This is a genomic window from Streptomyces sp. NPDC001410 (genome assembly GCF_042895235.1).
GTDB lineage: Bacteria > Actinomycetota > Actinomycetes > Streptomycetales > Streptomycetaceae > Streptomyces.
In genome coordinates this window covers 72,853-89,436 of the sequence record NZ_JBIAWE010000028.1, presented here as the reverse complement: position 1 = coordinate 89,436, position 16,584 = coordinate 72,853, and the positions used below count along the sequence as shown (strand labels likewise).

14 protein-coding genes are annotated in these 16,584 nt (G+C 72.0%); 6 read left to right on the top strand and 8 right to left on the bottom strand.

Features of this window, described 5'->3' with window-relative positions; translation table 11 throughout:
* Window positions 1-91: 91 nt before the first annotated feature.
* A complete protein-coding gene (locus ACFY3C_RS42235; RefSeq protein ID WP_386576329.1) occupies window positions 92-1,684 on the bottom strand; it encodes an AMP-binding protein in 1,593 nt (530 codons plus the stop codon).
* Window positions 1,681-3,354: an AMP-binding protein gene (locus ACFY3C_RS42230; protein ID WP_390774669.1), complete on the bottom strand. Its 1,674-nt coding sequence runs from the start codon at window positions 3,352-3,354 to the stop codon at window positions 1,681-1,683. The genes ACFY3C_RS42235 and ACFY3C_RS42230 overlap by 4 nt, the downstream gene beginning before the upstream one ends.
* A 137-nt stretch (window positions 3,355-3,491) precedes the next feature.
* On the opposite strand from ACFY3C_RS42230, the gene ACFY3C_RS42225 reads away from it, so the two are divergent.
* The 3 genes from ACFY3C_RS42225 (at window position 3,492) to ACFY3C_RS42215 (ending at window position 8,338) form a co-directional block, all read left to right on the top strand.
* Entirely contained in the window at window positions 3,492-4,328 is an 837-nt protein-coding gene (locus tag ACFY3C_RS42225) for a response regulator transcription factor (RefSeq protein WP_390774668.1), read from the top strand.
* A 172-nt stretch (window positions 4,329-4,500) separates the two neighbouring features.
* On the top strand, window positions 4,501-7,344 hold the full coding sequence (locus ACFY3C_RS42220; protein WP_390774667.1) for an ATP-binding protein: 2,844 nt from the start codon (window positions 4,501-4,503) through the stop codon (window positions 7,342-7,344).
* Between the two features lie 202 nt (window positions 7,345-7,546).
* On the top strand, window positions 7,547-8,338 hold the full coding sequence (locus ACFY3C_RS42215) for a S1 family peptidase (RefSeq protein ID WP_386576334.1): 792 nt from the start codon (window positions 7,547-7,549) through the stop codon (window positions 8,336-8,338).
* A gap of 123 nt (window positions 8,339-8,461) precedes the next feature.
* Here the strand turns inward: ACFY3C_RS42215 and ACFY3C_RS42210 are convergent, their stop codons facing one another.
* Window positions 8,462-9,571 carry a winged helix DNA-binding domain-containing protein gene (locus tag ACFY3C_RS42210; protein ID WP_390774666.1) on the bottom strand — a complete coding sequence of 370 codons (1,110 nt, stop codon included), beginning with the start codon at window positions 9,569-9,571 and terminating at the stop codon, window positions 8,462-8,464.
* Window positions 9,572-9,727: 156 nt separating this feature from the next.
* On the opposite strand from ACFY3C_RS42210, the gene ACFY3C_RS42205 reads away from it, so the two are divergent.
* Window positions 9,728-10,870, top strand: coding sequence for a magnesium and cobalt transport protein CorA (locus tag ACFY3C_RS42205; RefSeq protein ID WP_390774665.1), 1,143 nt, complete (start codon window positions 9,728-9,730; stop codon window positions 10,868-10,870).
* Window positions 10,871-10,973: 103 nt separating this feature from the next.
* Window positions 10,974-11,741, top strand: coding sequence for an SDR family NAD(P)-dependent oxidoreductase (locus ACFY3C_RS42200; RefSeq protein ID WP_390774664.1), 768 nt, complete (start codon window positions 10,974-10,976; stop codon window positions 11,739-11,741).
* A gap of 156 nt (window positions 11,742-11,897) precedes the next feature.
* On the opposite strand, the gene ACFY3C_RS42195 is transcribed toward ACFY3C_RS42200, so the two are convergent.
* From ACFY3C_RS42195 to ACFY3C_RS42175, 5 genes are read right to left on the bottom strand one after another with little or no spacing between them, the layout of a single operon-like run.
* The gene (locus tag ACFY3C_RS42195; protein WP_390774663.1) at window positions 11,898-12,815 is read right to left on the bottom strand and encodes a TIGR03854 family LLM class F420-dependent oxidoreductase; all 918 of its coding nucleotides are present in this window, start codon (window positions 12,813-12,815) and stop codon (window positions 11,898-11,900) included.
* Between the two features lie 31 nt (window positions 12,816-12,846).
* Window positions 12,847-13,656: a thioesterase family protein gene (locus ACFY3C_RS42190; RefSeq protein WP_390774662.1), complete on the bottom strand. Its 810-nt coding sequence runs from the start codon at window positions 13,654-13,656 to the stop codon at window positions 12,847-12,849.
* A gap of 60 nt (window positions 13,657-13,716) precedes the next feature.
* The gene (locus tag ACFY3C_RS42185) at window positions 13,717-14,091 is read right to left on the bottom strand and encodes a hypothetical protein (RefSeq protein ID WP_390774661.1); all 375 of its coding nucleotides are present in this window, start codon (window positions 14,089-14,091) and stop codon (window positions 13,717-13,719) included.
* A gap of 17 nt (window positions 14,092-14,108) precedes the next feature.
* Complete coding sequence (locus ACFY3C_RS42180) at window positions 14,109-15,332, bottom strand: MFS transporter (RefSeq protein ID WP_390774660.1); 1,224 nt, start codon at window positions 15,330-15,332, stop codon at window positions 14,109-14,111.
* Window positions 15,332-15,475, bottom strand: coding sequence for a hypothetical protein (locus ACFY3C_RS42175; protein ID WP_390774659.1), 144 nt, complete (start codon window positions 15,473-15,475; stop codon window positions 15,332-15,334). The genes ACFY3C_RS42180 and ACFY3C_RS42175 overlap by 1 nt, the downstream gene beginning before the upstream one ends.
* A gap of 228 nt (window positions 15,476-15,703) precedes the next feature.
* Between ACFY3C_RS42175 and ACFY3C_RS42170 the strand changes: the two genes are divergently transcribed.
* On the top strand, window positions 15,704-16,573 hold the full coding sequence (locus ACFY3C_RS42170) for a LysR family transcriptional regulator (protein WP_390774658.1): 870 nt from the start codon (window positions 15,704-15,706) through the stop codon (window positions 16,571-16,573).
* The last annotated feature ends 11 nt before the right edge of the window (window positions 16,574-16,584 follow it).

Sequence of the window (16,584 nt, the reverse complement as noted above, 5' to 3'; positions counted from 1 at the left end):
TCCTCCACACCTACAACCACCACCGCTGCCACACCGCACTCGGCGGCCAGCCACCGATCAGCCGCGTGAACAACGCTGCGGGTCAATACACCTAGATCCCGTACTTCTCCCGCAGCTCCACCTTGCGCACCTTCCCGGACACCGTCATCGGGAAGGAGTCGAGGATCTGCAGCCGGCTCGGGATCTTGTAGTGGGCGAGCCGGCCCTGGCAGAAGGCGCGCAGGCCCTCCAGGGTGACCGGGTCGGCCGCGTCCTGCGGGATCACGCAGGCGAGGACCTCCTCGCCGTACTTCTCGTGCGGCACCCCGACGATCTGCACGTCCCGGATCTTCGGGTGGCCGTAGAGGAACTCCTCGATCTCGCGCGGGTAGATGTTCTCGCCACCCCGGATGATCATGTCCTTGATCCGGCCGACGATCTCCACGTACCCGTCCTCGCGCATCATGGCGAGGTCCCCGGTGTGCATCCAGCGACCCGCGTCGACGGCCTCGGCGGTCTTCTCGGGCTCGTTCCAGTAGCCGAGCATCACGCTGTAGCCGCGGGTGCACAGCTCGCCCGCGACGCCCCGGGGCTGGGTCACGCCGTCCGCCGGGTCGACGATCTTCACCTCCAGGTGCGGCAGAACACGGCCCACGGTGCCGGTGCGGTGCTCCAGATCGTCGTCGATCCGCGTCTGCAGGGAGACCGGAGAGGTCTCCGTCATGCCGTAGCAGATGGACACCTCCTCCATGTGCATCTCGGCGACCACCCGCTTCATCACCTCGACCGGGCAGGGCGAACCCGCCATGATGCCGGTGCGCAGGGACGAGAGGTCGTACGACGCGAAGTCGGGGAGGTTCAGCTCCGCGATGAACATGGTCGGGACGCCGTACAGGGACGTGCAGCGCTCCTGCTGGACCGCCTCCAGCGTGGCCTTCGGGTCGAAGGACGGCGCCGGGATGACCATGCAGGCGCCGTGCGAGGTCGCCGCGAGGTTGCCCATCACCATGCCGAAGCAGTGGTAGAAGGGCACCGGGATGCAGATCCGGTCCTGCTCGGTGTAGGCGATCGACTCACCCACGAAGTAGCCGTTGTTGAGGATGTTGTGGTGGGAGAGGGTGGCCCCCTTGGGGAACCCTGTGGTGCCCGAGGTGTACTGGATGTTGATGGGGTCGTCGCAGGACAGGGCCTCGAACGGGACGTCCGGGTTCGCGCGGCCGAGCAACGCCTCCCAGCTCGGGTCGCCGATGTACACGGTCTCCCGCAGCTGCGGGCACCTGCCCCGTACTTCCTCCACCATCGCCTGGTAGTCGCTGGTCTTGTGGCTGAGGGACGCGAACAGCAGGCAGATTCCGGCCTGGTTGAGGACGTACTCGACCTCGTGGGTGCGGTAGGCCGGGTTGATGTTCACCATGATCGCGCCGATGCGGGCGGTGGCGTACTGGACCAGTACCCACTCGGCGCAGTTGACCGCCCAGATGCCCACGCGGTCGCCCTTGGCGACCCCGCTCGCCAGCAGCGCGTACGCCAGCGCGTCCACGTCCGCGCGGAACTCGGCGTACGTCCAGCGCCGCCCCGACGGCACGTCGACGAGCGCCTCGCGGTCCGGCCAGGCGGCGACGGCCCGGTCCAGGTTGGCGCCGATCGTGTCGCCGAGCAGGGCCGTCCCGCTCGTGCCGTGCGTGTACGACGATTCCGAGGTCATCGGAAGTCCTCCTCGCGGTACTCGGCCTGCGAGCCCGCGGCCGTGGCCTCGCGCAGCTCGATCCGGCGGATCTTGCCGGAGACGGTCTTGGGCAGGGCGCCGAACTCCAGGCGGCGGATGCGCTTGTAGGGGGCGAGGACCTCACGGGAGTGCTCGAACAGCACCTTCGCGGTGTCGGGTCCGGGCTGCCAGCCCTCGGCGAGGACGATGTACGCCTTGGGCACGGCCAGGCGCAGCTCGTCCGGTGCGGGCACGACCGCGGCCTCGGCGACCGCCTCGTGCTCCAGCAGCGCACTCTCCAGCTCGAACGGGCTGATCTTGTAGTCGGAGGCCTTGAAGACGTCATCGGCGCGGCCGACGTACGTCAGGTAGCCGTCCTCGTCCCGGGAGGCGATGTCGCCGGTGCGGTAGTAGCCGCCGGCCATGGCCTCGGCGGTGCGGTCGGGGTCGCCGTGGTAGCCGGTCATCAGGCCCACCGGACGCTCGGACAGGTCGAGGGCGATCTCGCCCTCGGTGGCGCCGGGGGCGCCGGAGATCGGGTCGAGGAGTTCGACGCGGTAGCCGGGGCTGGGCCGGCCCATGGAGCCGGTCTTCAGGATCTGGCCGGGGCTGTTGGAGACCTGGACGGCGGTCTCGGTCTGCCCGAAGCCGTCCCGGATGGTGACGCCCCAGGCCCGGCGGACCTGCTCGATGACCTCGGGGTTGAGCGGTTCGCCCGCGGCGACGACCTCGCGGGGCGGGGTGGCGAGCTGGGTCAGGTCGGCCTGGATGAGCATGCGCCACACGGTCGGCGGGGCGCAGAAGGTGGTCACCCCTGCCCGGTCCATCTCGGCCATCAGCCGGCCCGCGTCGAAGCGCGCGTAGTTGTGGATGAAGACGGTCGCCTCGGCGTTCCAGGGGGCGAACAGGTTGGACCAGGCGTGCTTGGCCCAGCCGGGCGAGGAGATGTTCAGGTGCACGTCACCGGGCCTGAGGCCGATCCAGTACATGGTGGCCAGGTGGCCGATGGGGTACGAGGTGTGGGTGTGCTCGACCAGCTTGGGGCGGGCGGTCGTGCCAGAGGTGAAGTACAGCATCAGCGGGTCGTCGGCCAGCGTGGGCCCGTCGGGGGTGAACTCGGCGGGGGCGGTGTACGCGTCCTCGTACGCCTCCCAGCCCTCCTGCGGCACCCCGCCGACCGCGATCCGGGTGTAGGCGCCGGGCACGTCCACGAACTTGGCGGCGTCCTCGGCCCGTACCAGCACATGCTTCACCCGGCCGCGCTCGACCCGGTCGCGCAGGTCGGCGGGGCCGAGCAGCGGGGTGGCCGGGATCACGACGGCGCGCAGCTTCATCGCGGCCAGCGCGGTCTCCCACAGCTCGGCCTGGTTGCCGAGCATGACCAGGATGCGGTCCTCGGCGCCGACGCCCCGCGCGCGCAGGTGGTTCGCGACCCGGTTCGAGCGCTCGGCCATCTCGGCAAAGGACAGCCGGGTCTCGGTACCGTCCTCCTCGACGATGTGCAGGGCGGTCCGGTCGTTGCCGCCGGCGATCACGTCGAACCAGTCCAGCGCCCAGTTGAAGTGCTCGGGCCGTGGCCAGGCGAAGCCCTCGTGGGCGGTGGCGTAGTCCTCGCGGTGCTCCAGCAGGAAGTCCCGGGCACTCCTGAAGACCTCGGTCGCCGTCGTCATCGGTTCCTCCTACTGTTCCGGACCATTGCCGGGCGGCTCTCTGGCATCGTCTAATCCGTGATGCAGGTCTCACTACCCCCGAACGGGGGTGTGGTCCCCCCGCGTGACCGCACCGAAGGAGTGAAGAGGTGTCTGGGGTGTCAGCACAGGCCGTGGCGGCGGTGGAGATACGCGGTGCGCTGGTCCGGCTGCGGCGCACCACCGGGCTTCCGGTCGCCTTCGGCGGCCTGGTCGAGTACGGCCGGCCGCAGATCCGCATCAGCGAGCTGAGCGGCACGGCCACCGCCGCCCTCAGCTCGCTCGCGGTGACCTCCGGCAACGGGCTGGGCGGCAAGGCGGTCGCGCTGGCCCGACCGTGCGCGGTCACGGACTACTCCAGCTCCCGGCAGATCAGCCACGAGTACGACGTCCCGGTGGCCGCCGAGGGCATCCGCTCGGTGCTCGCGGTGCCGTTCGTCGTACGGCGGCGGGTGCGCGGGGTGCTGTACGGCGCGCTGCGGTCGGCCCAGCCGCTGGGCGACCGCACGCTGGGCGAGGCGGTGGCGGTGGCACGGGACGTGGAGCAGGCGCTGGTGGTGCGGGACGAGGCACGGGTACTGCTGGCGGCGGCCCGGCCGGAGCCCGCCGACGGCCCCGAGGGGCAGGGTGCCGCCTGGGAGCAGGTGCGCGAGGCCCATGCGGCGCTGCGCGCGCTGGCGCCCCGGATCGCCGACCCGGGCCTGCGCGCCGAACTGCTCGCCGCCTGCGGGCTGCTGGCCGTACCTCGCCCCGCCGGGGGCGCGAGCCTGGCGCCACGCGAGCTGGACGTGCTGTCCTGGGTGGCGGCGGGCGCCACGAACGCGGCCGTGGCCGAACGGCTGGGCCTGCGCCCGGAGACGGTGAAAGGGTATCTGCGCTCGGCGATGCGGAAGCTGGGCGCACACACACGAGGGGAGGCGGTGACCGCGGCGAGGCGGGCGGGACTGCTGCCGTAGGCGGGCCCGTAGGGCTCTTCACAGCAGCCGTAAGGAACCTTGCCCATTCAGGCGACGTCGCTTTGAATTTACCTATGCGCGACCGTTTGTTATTTCCCTCACCACGGCTTCCGTCCGAATTTAAAGGATCGTTGCTTAGAATTTGGCCCGGACACGACACAGGAGGGGAGCGGTGACCGTGCGACGGGACTTCCAGGAGCCTGCCCGATGCCGCCCCGACCTGCTCATCGGCCGCGAGGAGCTGTTCACTGCGGCCCGTGACCAACTGGGCTCGGGCGGCAGTGTGCTCCTGCACGGCCCCGCCGGAATAGGGAAATCCACCGTCCTGCGGGCATTGGCCGAGGAATACGGCGCCGGCGCGCGCACCGTCTTGCGGTGCTCCGCCACGGAGTCCGAATCCCACCTCCCCTTCCTGGCCCTCGCCGACCTCCTCGGTCTGGTCCTCGACGACGTCTCCCCGCGGCTGCCCGCCGCCCAGCGCACCGCCCTGGAGTCGGCGCTCACCGGACGCGGCGAGTCCAGCCTCCAGCGCGACGGCCTCGCCCTGCGCCTCGCGGTGCTCTCCGCGCTGCGCGCGCTCGCCGCCCGGGGACCGGTCCTGGTCGTCGCCGACGACCTGCAGTGGCTGGATCCGGCCAGCGCCGAGCTGCTCGGCTTCGCCGCCCGTCGCCTGGAGGGCACCCCGGTGCAGCTGCTGTGCGCGGTGCGCACGGAGGGCCAGGAGAGCCAGGAGTACGACCGTCATCTGCGCGCCTGCCCGCCGGACACGCTCGCCGTCCGGCTCGGCCCGCTCACTCGCACCCAGGTGGCCAAGCTGCTCGACCACCGCGGCCACGGCAGCCTGCCCCGCTCCACGGTGCGCGAGATCCACCGCACCAGTGGCGGCAACCCGCTGTTCGCCCTGGAGCTGGGCCGCGCCCTCGCCGAGAGCCCCACCCCGCCCCGGCCCGGCGAGCCGCTGCCGGTGCCGACCTCGCTGCGCGCCCTGGTGCTCAGCCGCCTGGACATGCTCTCGGTCGAGGCCCGCCGCACCCTGCTGGTGGCCAGCGCCGGCGCCCGCCCCACCCCGGCGCTGCTGCACGCGGCCGGCCGGAAGAACGCCGAGGCCGAGTGCGCCCAGGCCGCCGAACTCGGCCTGCTCGCCACCGAGCCGGACGCACCGGCCGTACGGTTCGCGCACCCGCTCATATCCGCCGCGCTGTACGCGGAGGCACCCGCCCAGGAACGGCGGGCCGCGCACGCGGCCCTGTCCACGGCGGCCTCCGACCCGATCGAGCGGGCCCGGCACCTCGCCCTCGCCACCACCGGCACCGACCCCGAGGTGGCCGCCCGGCTCGCCGAGGCCGCGGCCCTCGCCCGGGACCGGGGTGCCCCGTCGGTCGCCGCCCAGCTGGGGCTCCTCGCCGCCCGGCACACTCCCGCCGACAGCGCGCCCGGCCCCGAGGAGCGGCGGCTGCAGGCGGCCGAGGACGCGATCACCGCGGGCGATCTCGACCTGGCCCGGGACATCGCCCGCGAGGTGCTCACCCGGGCGACCGTGCCCGCCGACCGGGTACGGGCCTGGATCTACGTCATCGACACCGCCGGCCACACCATGGCCGAGGTCGACGCCGTCTTCCCGCAGGCCCTCGCCGACGCCGGCGACGACCCGCGGCTGCTGGCCCTCGTCCACTACCAGCTGGCGTGGCGGGCGCTGATCGTGGAGGGCGACTTCACCGAGGCCCGCGAGGCGGCCGCGCACGCCGCCGAACTGGCCGAGCGCGGCGGCGACCGGCGCACCGAGCTGCTCTCCCTCGCCTTCCAGGCGCAGACCGAGACCCTGATGGGCCATCCGGAGGCCCCCCGGACCATCAAGCGCGCCCTGAAGGAGCCCCAGGACCCGACGGTGGCCTGCCACCACAACGGCGCGGGCAGCGCCCGGTTCCGCTGGCTGGTCATGGGCGACCAGCTGACCGAGGCCCGGACGACGGTCACCGCGCTGCTGCGCGAGGTGCGCCGGCGCGGCTCGGTGGAGAGCGAGGTGCACTTCCTGCGCGGCCTCGCGGAGACCGAGCTGCACGCCGGGCACTGCGGCCGCGCCCTGGAGCTGGCCCGCGACAGTCTGCGGCTCGCCCGGGACTCCGGTATCGGCGAGACCGCCTCGGCGATGCTCACCTCGCTCGCGGAGGCCTCCGGCGGGGACGTGGACCGGGCGCTGGCCCTGGCCCGGGAGGCGGTGGAGCACGCCGAGGAGGACGGCGACCAGATGTATCTGTCCCGGGCGCTGGGCGCGCTCGGGTACGCCCAGTTGGTGGCCGGCGATCCGGCGGGCACGGTGCGTTCGCTGCGCCGGGTGCGCCGCCTGGAGCTCGACCTCGGCATCACCGACCCGGCGCGCGGCCGTTGGCACGGCGACCTCGCCGAGGCGCTGGTCCGCATCGGTGAGCCGGCCGAGGCGCAGGACGTCATCGACGCCAGCCGCGAGCACGCCCTCAGGCTCGACCGGGGGAGCGTCCTCGCCGTGCTCGACCGCGCGGAGGCGCTGGTGCGCGCCGCGCAAGGCGACCCCGACGCAGCCGTCGCCCAGCTGACGTCCGCTCAGGACCGGCTCGCGAAGCTCGGCTACGGCCTGGAGGAGGCCCGGGCCGCGTTCGCGCTGGCCCAGCTGCGCACCCGGCGCCCGGAGGGCGGCCCGCGCAGGTCGACGGCGTACGACGAGGCCACCCGGCTGTTCCGCCGCTGCCGCGCGCTACCGTGGCTGCGCCAGGTGGACGAGGCCCTCACCGCCCCGGAGCCCGAGCCGGCCCTCGCCGTGCCGGACACGCTGGACGGGCTCGACGCGCTGGCAGGCCTGGCCGCGATGGAGCGTCAGGTCGCCGCGCTCGTCATGGAGGGCGCCACGAACAGGGAGATCGCGTCCCGGCTGTTCGTCAGTGTGAAGACGGTCGAGGCGACGCTGACCCGGGTCTACCGCAAGCTGGGGATCCGCTCGCGGGTGGACATCGTCCGTTTGGCGGCGGCGCGGCGCGCGAAGTGACGGCGCGCCAGGTTAACTGATCCGGACCGAGGGTTATCCCTCACCCAAGCCCCTAGGGGGTTCCCTCATTGGGAGCCGAGGGTTCCGGGTCCTAGCGTAAAGGGCGTGCCGCTCGCCCGGGCATACGGGGGTCGGTCCCGCGACCCCCGTGCACGACCCCCGCCCGCGCGACCCCCCACCGGCAACCCCACTGAGGAGACTCATGTTCGGGTCAAGACGTGCCAGAAAGACCGCCGCGACCCTGGTGGCCACCGCCGCCGCCGCGGTGACCTCGCTGATCGCCTCCCCCACGGCGAGCGCCGCACCCCAGCCCATCGTGGGCGGTACGACGACCACCACCACGGCGTACCCCTTCATGATGCAGATCACGGACGCGTCCGGTAGCCAGTTCTGCGGCGGCACCCTGGTGGCCGCCAAGAAGGTCGTGACAGCCGCGCACTGCATGGTCGGCGAGTCGACCAGCGGTGTCCGTGTGGTCGGCGGCCGGACCTACCTGAACGGCACCAACGGCACGGTCAGCCGGGTCAGCAAGATCTGGATCAACCCGGACTACACCGACGCCACCAACGGCGACGACGTGGCCGTCCTGACCCTCTCGACGTCGATGCCGTACACCCCGGCGTCGTACGTCTCCTCGTCCCAGACGGGCGTGTACGCGGCCGGCACCACGGCCCGCATCCTCGGCTGGGGCACCACCTCGGAGAACGGCAGCTCCTCCAACCAGCTGCGGACCGCGACCGTCCCGACCGTGTCCGACTCCAGCTGTAAGAGCTCCTACGGTTCGGACTTCGTCCAGACCGACATGGTTTGCGCCGGATACACGTCCGGCGGCGTAGACACCTGCCAGGGCGACAGCGGCGGTCCCCTGCTCATCGGGGGCGTCCTGGCAGGGATCACTTCCTGGGGCGAGGGGTGCGCGGAGGCCGGTTACCCGGGTGTGTACACCCGGCTGACCACCTTCTCGAACCTCGTGACCACGCAGGTCAACTCGTGACCCGGAAGCAGAACACCTGAGCATCCCTCAGGTAGATACCAGGGGGCGTTGCGGGCCACCACGAGCGGCCCGCAACGCCCCCTCTCCATGCGTCGTACGGCGCTGAGACGTCCGGGGGGCGCCTCAGCGCCGTACGACGGTGCCGAACCGGATGTCGTACGACGTCTCCGGGTGCAGCGTCGCCAGCATCCGGGCGCCCTCCGCGGTCACGTCCTCCCGCTGGGCCTTTGTCAGCTCCCCGAAGGGCTCGATGACCAGGGTGTCACCGTCCAGCTTCCACAGGCCGGCCAGGAAGCCGTCGACGAGGAGGGTGCGGTAGGCCTGATTGCGCTGCCAGCTGCGGCCCCAGTACTCGGCGGGTATGACGCGGGTGCGGTCGGCGTGGGAGAGGAGCAGGTTGTCGAACTCGGGCAGGAAGCGGGGCGGGGCCGGGGTGTCGGGGTCGGGTCGGGGCGCGTCGGGCAGGTCGAACAGTTCGACTCCGTTCGGGTCCCGGAAGGTGAGGAGCGTGGGGCGCAGGCGTTCGAAGGCGTCCTTGAGCCGGGTGAGTCCGGCCCAGGTCTGCATGTCCTTGACGGAGGCGGGGCCGAACGCGGCGAGGTAGCGCAGGACCACGGCGTCCGGGGCGGGGGCCGGCTCGGCCGGGCGGCCCAGCCACTGCTCGGCCGTCGTCAGGGCCACCTGTCCGCTGCGGCCCCACAGGCCGCGCGGGGTCACCTGGACCAGGGGCAGCCGGCAGCGGGCGGCGACGCCGAGGGACTGCGGGTCGGCGTCCGGCCACTGGGCGCCGAGCGCCTCGCGCAGCTGGGCCATGGTCCGCGGCTCGGTCTCGACCAGCTCCCGGGCGAGTGCGGCCAGCCGGTCGAGGTCGACTCCGGCGAGGCCCTTGCGGAAGTTGGTCAGCTCCCGGTCCCGGGCGGGCTGGACGAGCGGCCGGAGGGTCAGGCAGTCCTCGGCGGTGTGGGTGTGGATGGTGGAGCGCAGGGTGACGATCCGGACGGCCGCGCGGTCGGCCAGGAGCGCGGACAGCTGCTCGGGGGCGAAGCCGTCGAGGCGGGCGGCGAGGGCGTAGTACGGGGGCCTGACGTTCTGTGCCTGCAGGCCGAGGAGGTGCCGTACGGCGTCCGCGGCGGACAGCGGGGAGCGGCGCAGCAGGAGCTGCCGGTCGAGGGTGGCACGGTTCAGCGCACGGGTGTCCAGGAGGGGAGCCGGTGCCGCGCTGCTCTTCGTCATGCCCGCACGCTAGCGCTGGTTGCGGACACCTTCTGTCCGTAACTCTCACCGAACCCAGCACCGGATCCGGGCGCCCGGACCGGGAGACCGCGGCTATCCTGCACGTATTCCGCTTCGTGATCACGCCGTACGCAGGCTCGACGGAGAGGCCGGCCGATGTCCGAGCGCCCCAACGGCAGAAACGGCGGCCGCAGGTCCGTCTGGCGCCGTGCCGTCACCGCAGCCCCCTCCGCCGAGACCACCACGGCTACCCCGGAGCCTTCGGAGCCGGCCGAGCCGGCCAGTGTCGTCCAGGCGGCGCTGTACCGGGACGGCGTCCGTGTCTCCTCCCCCGCCACGCTCGCCGAGACCTTCCGCGAGCTGCGCGAACAGCCCTCGGGCATGGCCTGGATCGGCCTCGCCCGGCCCACGGCGCAGGAACTTCTCTCCCTGGCCGCCGAGTTCGATCTGCACCCGCTCGCTGTCGAGGACGCGATGGAGGCCCACCAGCGCCCGAAGCTGGAGCGCTACGGCGACACGCTCTTCGTCGTCCTGCGTGCCGCCCGCTACCTGGACGCGCCGGAGGAGGTCGACTTCGGCGAGCTGCACGTCTTCGTCGGCCCCGACTTCGTCATCACCGTCCGGCACGGCGCGGCCCCCGACCTGTCCGCGGTCCGCCGCCGCATGGAGGACTCCCCCGAACTGCTGAAGCTGGGCCCCGAGGCGGTCCTGTACGCGATCCTCGACGCGGTGGTCGACGGCTACGCGCCGGTCGTCTCCGGCGTCCAGAACGACATCGACGAGATCGAGACCGAGGTCTTCCGCGGCGACCCCGAGGTCTCCCGCCGCATCTACGAACTCTCCCGCGAGATGGTCGAGTTCCAGCGCGCCACCCGCCCGCTGGTCGGCATGCTGCACGGCCTCATGGCGGGTTTCGCCAAGTACGAGACCGACGAGGAACTCCAGCGCTACCTCCGTGACGTCGCCGACCACGTCACCCACACCAGCGAACGCGTCGACGGCTTCCGCCAGGCCCTCACCGAGATCCTGACCGTCAACGCGACCCTGGTGACCCAGCAGCAGAACGCGGAGATGCGGGCCCTGGCTGAGGCGGGGTTCGAGCAGAACGAGGAGGTCAAGAAGATCTCGTCGTGGGCCGCCATCCTCTTCGCCCCGACCCTCGTCGGCACGATCTACGGCATGAACTTCTCGCACATCCCGGAGCTGCACTGGTGGTTCGGCTACCCCTTCGCGATCGGGTTGATGGGGGTCGTCTGCGTCAGCCTGTACGTCATCTTCAAGCGGCGGGACTGGCTGTAGAGCCGCCCTCGGTCCTCGCTCGGCGCGGTCCGCCACGTCACAGACGGACCGGCTGTCTCGTCCTGGGTGGTGAACACAGTCTCACCCGGACAGGAGCTTGATCGTGAACGAGCCCACCACTCACCAGAAGGTGGCACTGATCACCGGGGCGAACAAGGGGATCGGCCGTGCGGTCGCCCAGCAGCTCGCCGCGTTGGGCATGAGGGTCCTGATCGGCGCCAGAGACCTGCGACGCGGCGAGGAGGCCGCCGCCGAGGTCTGCGCGGCGGGCGGCTACGCGCACGCGGTCACCCTGGACGTGACCGACCCGACGACCATCCGTGAGGCCGCGCGGGAGATCGAGGAGCGCTTCGGCCACCTCGACGTGCTGGTCAACAACGCGGGCATCACCGGCTCGGGGCAGGTCTCGCCCGAGGACGCCGTCGATCAGATCCCCAGCACCGTCGACCTGGACATGGTCCGGTCGGTCTTCGAGACCAACGTCTTCGGGGTGATCGCGGTGACCAACGCGATGCTCCCGCTGCTGCGGAAGTCACCGGCGCCGCGCATCGTCAACGTCAGCAGCGCCGCCGCGTCGCTGACCATCACCAGTGACCCGGACGGCCCGGCGGCGGGGCTGCCGACGTCGGCCGCGTACATGCCCTCCAAGACCGCGCTGAACGCACTGACCGTGCAGTACGCCCAGGAGTTGCGCAAGGACGGCTTCCTGATCAACGCCGCCGACCCCGGTTACGTGGACACGGACATCAACAACCACCGCGGATACCTCACCCCCGCGCAGGGGGCCGAGGTCGTGGTCCGACTGGCCACACTCGCGACCGACGGTCCGACCGCCTGGTTCTTCGACGCGGACGGACCGGTGCCCTGGTAGCGGACGCGATGGCTGCATTCGGCACAGCTGCCGCCTAGGAGTGCGAGGAACTGCGGCCGCTGCTGTTCTCGATCGCCTACCGCTCGCGGTGCGGGCGCGCCGTCACATGGACGAGTTGCCGGCCTGGGATGGGGCGCTCAGCCCGCTGCGCGCAGGTCAGCGGTTCTCCAGGGGCATCAGCTCGGTGGTGAACGCCTCGACGAAGGCGCGGCGCGAGGTCACCGGGCCCGCCGGGCGCACCACGAACTTCGACAGGCCGGCGTCGGTGAGGCGGCGCAGGTGCTCGCGGGCGTCGGCCCAGCCCCAGCACAGCAGGGTGCGCGGGTCGGCCACGTCGGGGCGGTCCTGGTGCAGCCGGGCCAGCAGGGCGTCCACGGCGTGCTCGTCGGCGTCGTCCTGGACGATCGTCAGGTAGGTGCCGTAGTGGTCCTCCTCGATCGTCCGGGCCGCGCGGTCGGCGGCGCTCACGATCCGGGCCCGGCAGCCTTCGGCCTCGGCCGGGGTGATGTTGCTGCCGAGCCAGCCGTCACCGAGCCGGCCGACCCGGTCCAGGGCGGCCGGGACCCGGCCGCTGAGCCACAGGTCCAGGGGCCGCGCGGGCAGCGGGGCGACCGAGGCCCCGTCCAGGTGGAAGTACCGGCCGTGGTGGGTGACGAACGGCTCGGTCAGCAGGGCCCGCACCACGCCGAGCGCCTCCTCGAACACCTCGGCGCGCCGCCCGTCCGGCACGGGGAACACCGTCCGGTCGGCGCGCCGGGCGGGGCGGACGCCGAAGACGGGCAGGACGCGGCGCGGGGCGAGCGCGGCCAGGCTCGCCAGCTGCGCCGCGAACACCGCCGGGTTGCGGCCGGGCAGGACCACCACGCTCATGCCCAGCTTCAGCCGCTGGGTGAGACCCGCGGCGTAGCCGACGCCGACCAGCGGATCGACCACGCTCGGCGCGGAGACCAGGTCGGACAGCCACACCGAGTCGACCCCGTGCGTCTCCAGCTCGGTCACCAGGCAGGCCAGATCGGGATCGCCGGGCGGTGTACCGCGCTCGGGCACGTTCCCCACGCCGATGCGAATCTTCATACCGGTATCAGATCGCCTTGCCCGCCGACCGTCACTTCCGGGCCTCGGTGTCGGTTCGCCAGAGCAGCCTGCCGAGCGTGGTGGCCGTGGACAGGACGGCGCCGTCGGCGGTCCGGTTGGTTCCCTCGGCCAGTGCGATGCCGTCGGTGATGGTCGCCTCCGTGGTGAGGCGGCGCCACGCCTGGATGGGGACGTGCCGGGTCCAGCGGACGCCCAGGTCCAGGGTGATCGGCTGGACGGTGCCGACTCCCTCGCTGCGGAACACGCACTCCAGCAGGAAGCTGTCGAAGAGCAGCAGGTCGACGGCCGCGCCGTGGGTCGCCTCGCCGATCAGGTCCGGGCGGCCCCTGACCCAGACCTCGCACCGGGGGACGCCGTCGCCGAGCCCGGCCGGGGTGAGCGGGTAGTCGATCGCCCGGACCTCGAGGTTCTTGAAGAAGGCGACCTCGTCCTCCAGCCAGGTCACCGGGGCGGCGGATTCCGGGGGTTCCACGTCGGTGCCGGCCGGGTCGGCCGGCACCAGCGTGCTGTCGAGCAGCCAGGCCTGGGCGGTGAAGACCGGTTCGTCACCCTGGATCAGGTCGACGCGGACCAACTCGGTGCTCCGGCCCTTGCGGATGGTCTCGACGCGGCCCTCGATGGGGCCGGGCGAGGCCGCCCGCGGATAGGAGCCCTGGATTCCGCCCAGGACGAGATGCGGTGCGGCGGCCCGGGCGACCTCGCTCGCGAACGCCGCCACGCAGCCGCCGAAGACGCGGCCCGCGAACATCCATTCCTCGCCTACCGTGCCCCGGAAGCCGGAGCTCGACGGTGTGACGGCGAAGGCGGTCTCAAACGACAACGGTTTCTCCCTTGACTCGCAGGACAGCGGCGACCGCGATGCCCTGGGGTTCGGCCGAGGTCAGCAGCGCGAATCGATCGGCCGACCCGAGGCGGCGGCGTGGCTCAGGACGGCCGCCAGTTGGAAGGGACCTGACGCGGCATGGACCTGGCCGAGGGTTTCCGTCAGCGGCGGCAGCACCGTCGCCTCGGGGCACACCGTGGCGCCGCCCTCCGCTGGCGGGGCGGTGTCGTCACCGACCCCCGTGCGCGCTTCGGTGAGTTCCTCGGCGGCGCCCGCGAGCGTCTCGTACACCCCGTGTTCGAGGGTGTCCGCGTGCCGTTGCTCGGCCGCGTAGGCGCCACCCTGTGCCTCTTCGGCCAGGTAGCCGGTCATGGCCTGCGTCACGGCCTCGGGCATGAGGCCCGCGCCCGCGTTGTTGAAGTGGATGGGCATGCGCCAACTCCGTTGGGTCAGAAGACAGGAGTGGGTTCCGGCTCGGCCTCGGTCAGCCAGAGGTAGGTACTGCGCCGGACGGTGACGATCAGGACGAGCGCGACGCCGACGGCGGCTCCGACCACGTACCACGGGCTCGCCGGGTGGCCGCCCGACGTGAGCGTGAGGCTCAGCTGGGGCACGGCGATCAGGCCCACGTTGACGCCCGCCGAGTAGAGCCCCATGTTGCGGCCGGTGACGGACGGGTCGGAGACCTCGCTGACGTAGTGGAGGAGCGCCGGGAAGACGATCATCTCGGCCGCGGTCCACAGCAGCGTCGCGCCCACCAGCGCGGGCCCCGCACCGGACAGGCCCATGAGCGCGAAGCCCGCGCCGGCCAGCAGATAGCCGACCAGCAGCGAGGCGTAGTGGCTCACGTTCCGCATCGCCGTGTTCAGCGGCACCTCGAAGAGCACGATGGCACCGGCGTTGACGAAGAAGATGATGCCGGCCCAGAAGCTGTCGAGGCCGCGCTCGTGGATCACGTAGGCGCTGAGGAAGGTCGGTGGCAGCGCGTACGCGAGATGGATCGGGAGGGCCAGCAGGAAGATCGTCCAGAACCGGGTCTCGCCCTTGAGGGTCGGCGCCACCATGCGGCCCCGGACCGCCTTCTCCCCCGCCGCCACGGCCCCGTCGGAGGTCCGCAGGGTGAGGAAGACGGCGGTCGCCAGGACGACACAGGCGTTGATGAGGAACAGGCCGGCCGGCCGCCAGGCGAACACGAGTCCGCCCAGCGCCGGTCCGATGCCCATGCCGACGTTGATGGCGAGCCGGTTGCAGGAGAAGGCGACCTTGCGGTCGTTCTCCTGCGAGTACCGCACAGTCTCCGCATACGCGGCCGGCGTGAACGCCTCGTAGAAGAAGCCCCATACGAGGGTGCCCACCGTGAGCAGCGCGGCGCTTTCCGCGAGCGGAAGGACCAGCACCAGCGCCGCGTTGCCCACCAGCCCGCTGATCATCACGGTCCGCGCGGACACGAAGCGCAGGACCGGCCCGGCCGCGAGGTCGGCGGCCAGCGCGCCGAGCCCGTAGGCGCTGACGATCGAGCCCACCTGCCCCGCGGAGTAGTCGTTCTGCGCCACCAGGTAGGCGGACAGGAACGGGAACGCCATGGTTCCGGAGCGGAAGAGCAGGGTGGTGATGAACAGGGTACGCAGTTCGGGCGCGAGCCCGCGGACCGCGTGCAGAGTACTGCGCAGCATCAGACGAGGCAGAGCCGGCCGGAGAGCGACACTCCGGGCTTCTGCCCGGCGAGCACCGCGCTGACGTTCAGCGAGCGCAGCTCCTTGACGATTCCTGAGGAGTAACCGTCGACGATGGCGGCAACAGACGGAGTGGCTGACAACGGACTACCTTCTTTCGGATGGGAGCAGGTCGTGCCAGTGCGGTCAGGGCGACCGGCGCGTACTCGACGAGTGCGCCTAGAGCAGGGGCGAGCGGAAGCCGTGCAGCATCTCCAGCTCCTCGCGGTGCCGCATGCGTTCGATCATCGGCCCTCCCGCGCCTCCCGCCCCCCATAAGCAGAGCCGATGGCCATAAGCGATGGTTGGAGGGTGCCGGTTATGCTCCGAAGGTGCCTACGACGCTTGCCATGTTGCGTGCCTTCACCGCCGTCGCTCGCACGGGTTCGTTCCAGCGGGCGGCCGACGCCCTCAAGGTGCGGCAGCCGGCGGTGAGCGACGCGATCCGCCGCCTGGAGTCCGAGGCCGGCCGGCCGCTCCTGAGCCGCACCCGCGACGGCGTTCATCTCACCGACTTCGGACGGCAGTTGCTCGGTGACGCCCTCGCGGCCGTGGACGCGGCCGACCAGGTCGACGCGCTGCTGGCGGACCGCGGACCGAGCCTCACGATCGGCTTCATGGGGGAGGCGGCCGGCCGCCGCACCTCGTGGCTCATGAAGCTCGTCCGGGACGAGACGAACGCCGACATCACCCTGCGCCGCTACGACTACGCCGACCCGAGCTGCGGTCTGACGTCCGGTCAGTCCGACCTCGCCATCGTGTGGCCGCCACTGGACGGCCCCACGATCCGGAGCCTGACGGTCGCCAGTGACCGCCGGGCGGTCGCCCTCCCCCTGGACGATCCGCTGGCAGGCCGGGACCGTGTCGAACCGTCCGAACTCGCCGGGCGCACCTGGGTCGTTCCCCTCTCCGAGGACCGGGCCTGGGCCGAGTTCCGCACCCCGCAGGCCGTGGGCATCACCGACCTGCGGGACATGGTGATGTCGCGGTCCATCGAGGAGACCCTCGAACTCGTCTCCGTCGGCCGCGGTGTCGCACTGGTCTCCGAGAGCACCGACGAGCACTACGCCCGGGCCAACGTCGTCATCGTGCCCCTGTCCGGGAACATCCACTGCTCGACCGCGCTCGCCTGGCGCAGCGCCGACCGAAGGACCGTGGTACGGCGGGTCGCCCAGGCGGCGCTCGACGCCACCGAGCCCTGAGGGTCGTGCAC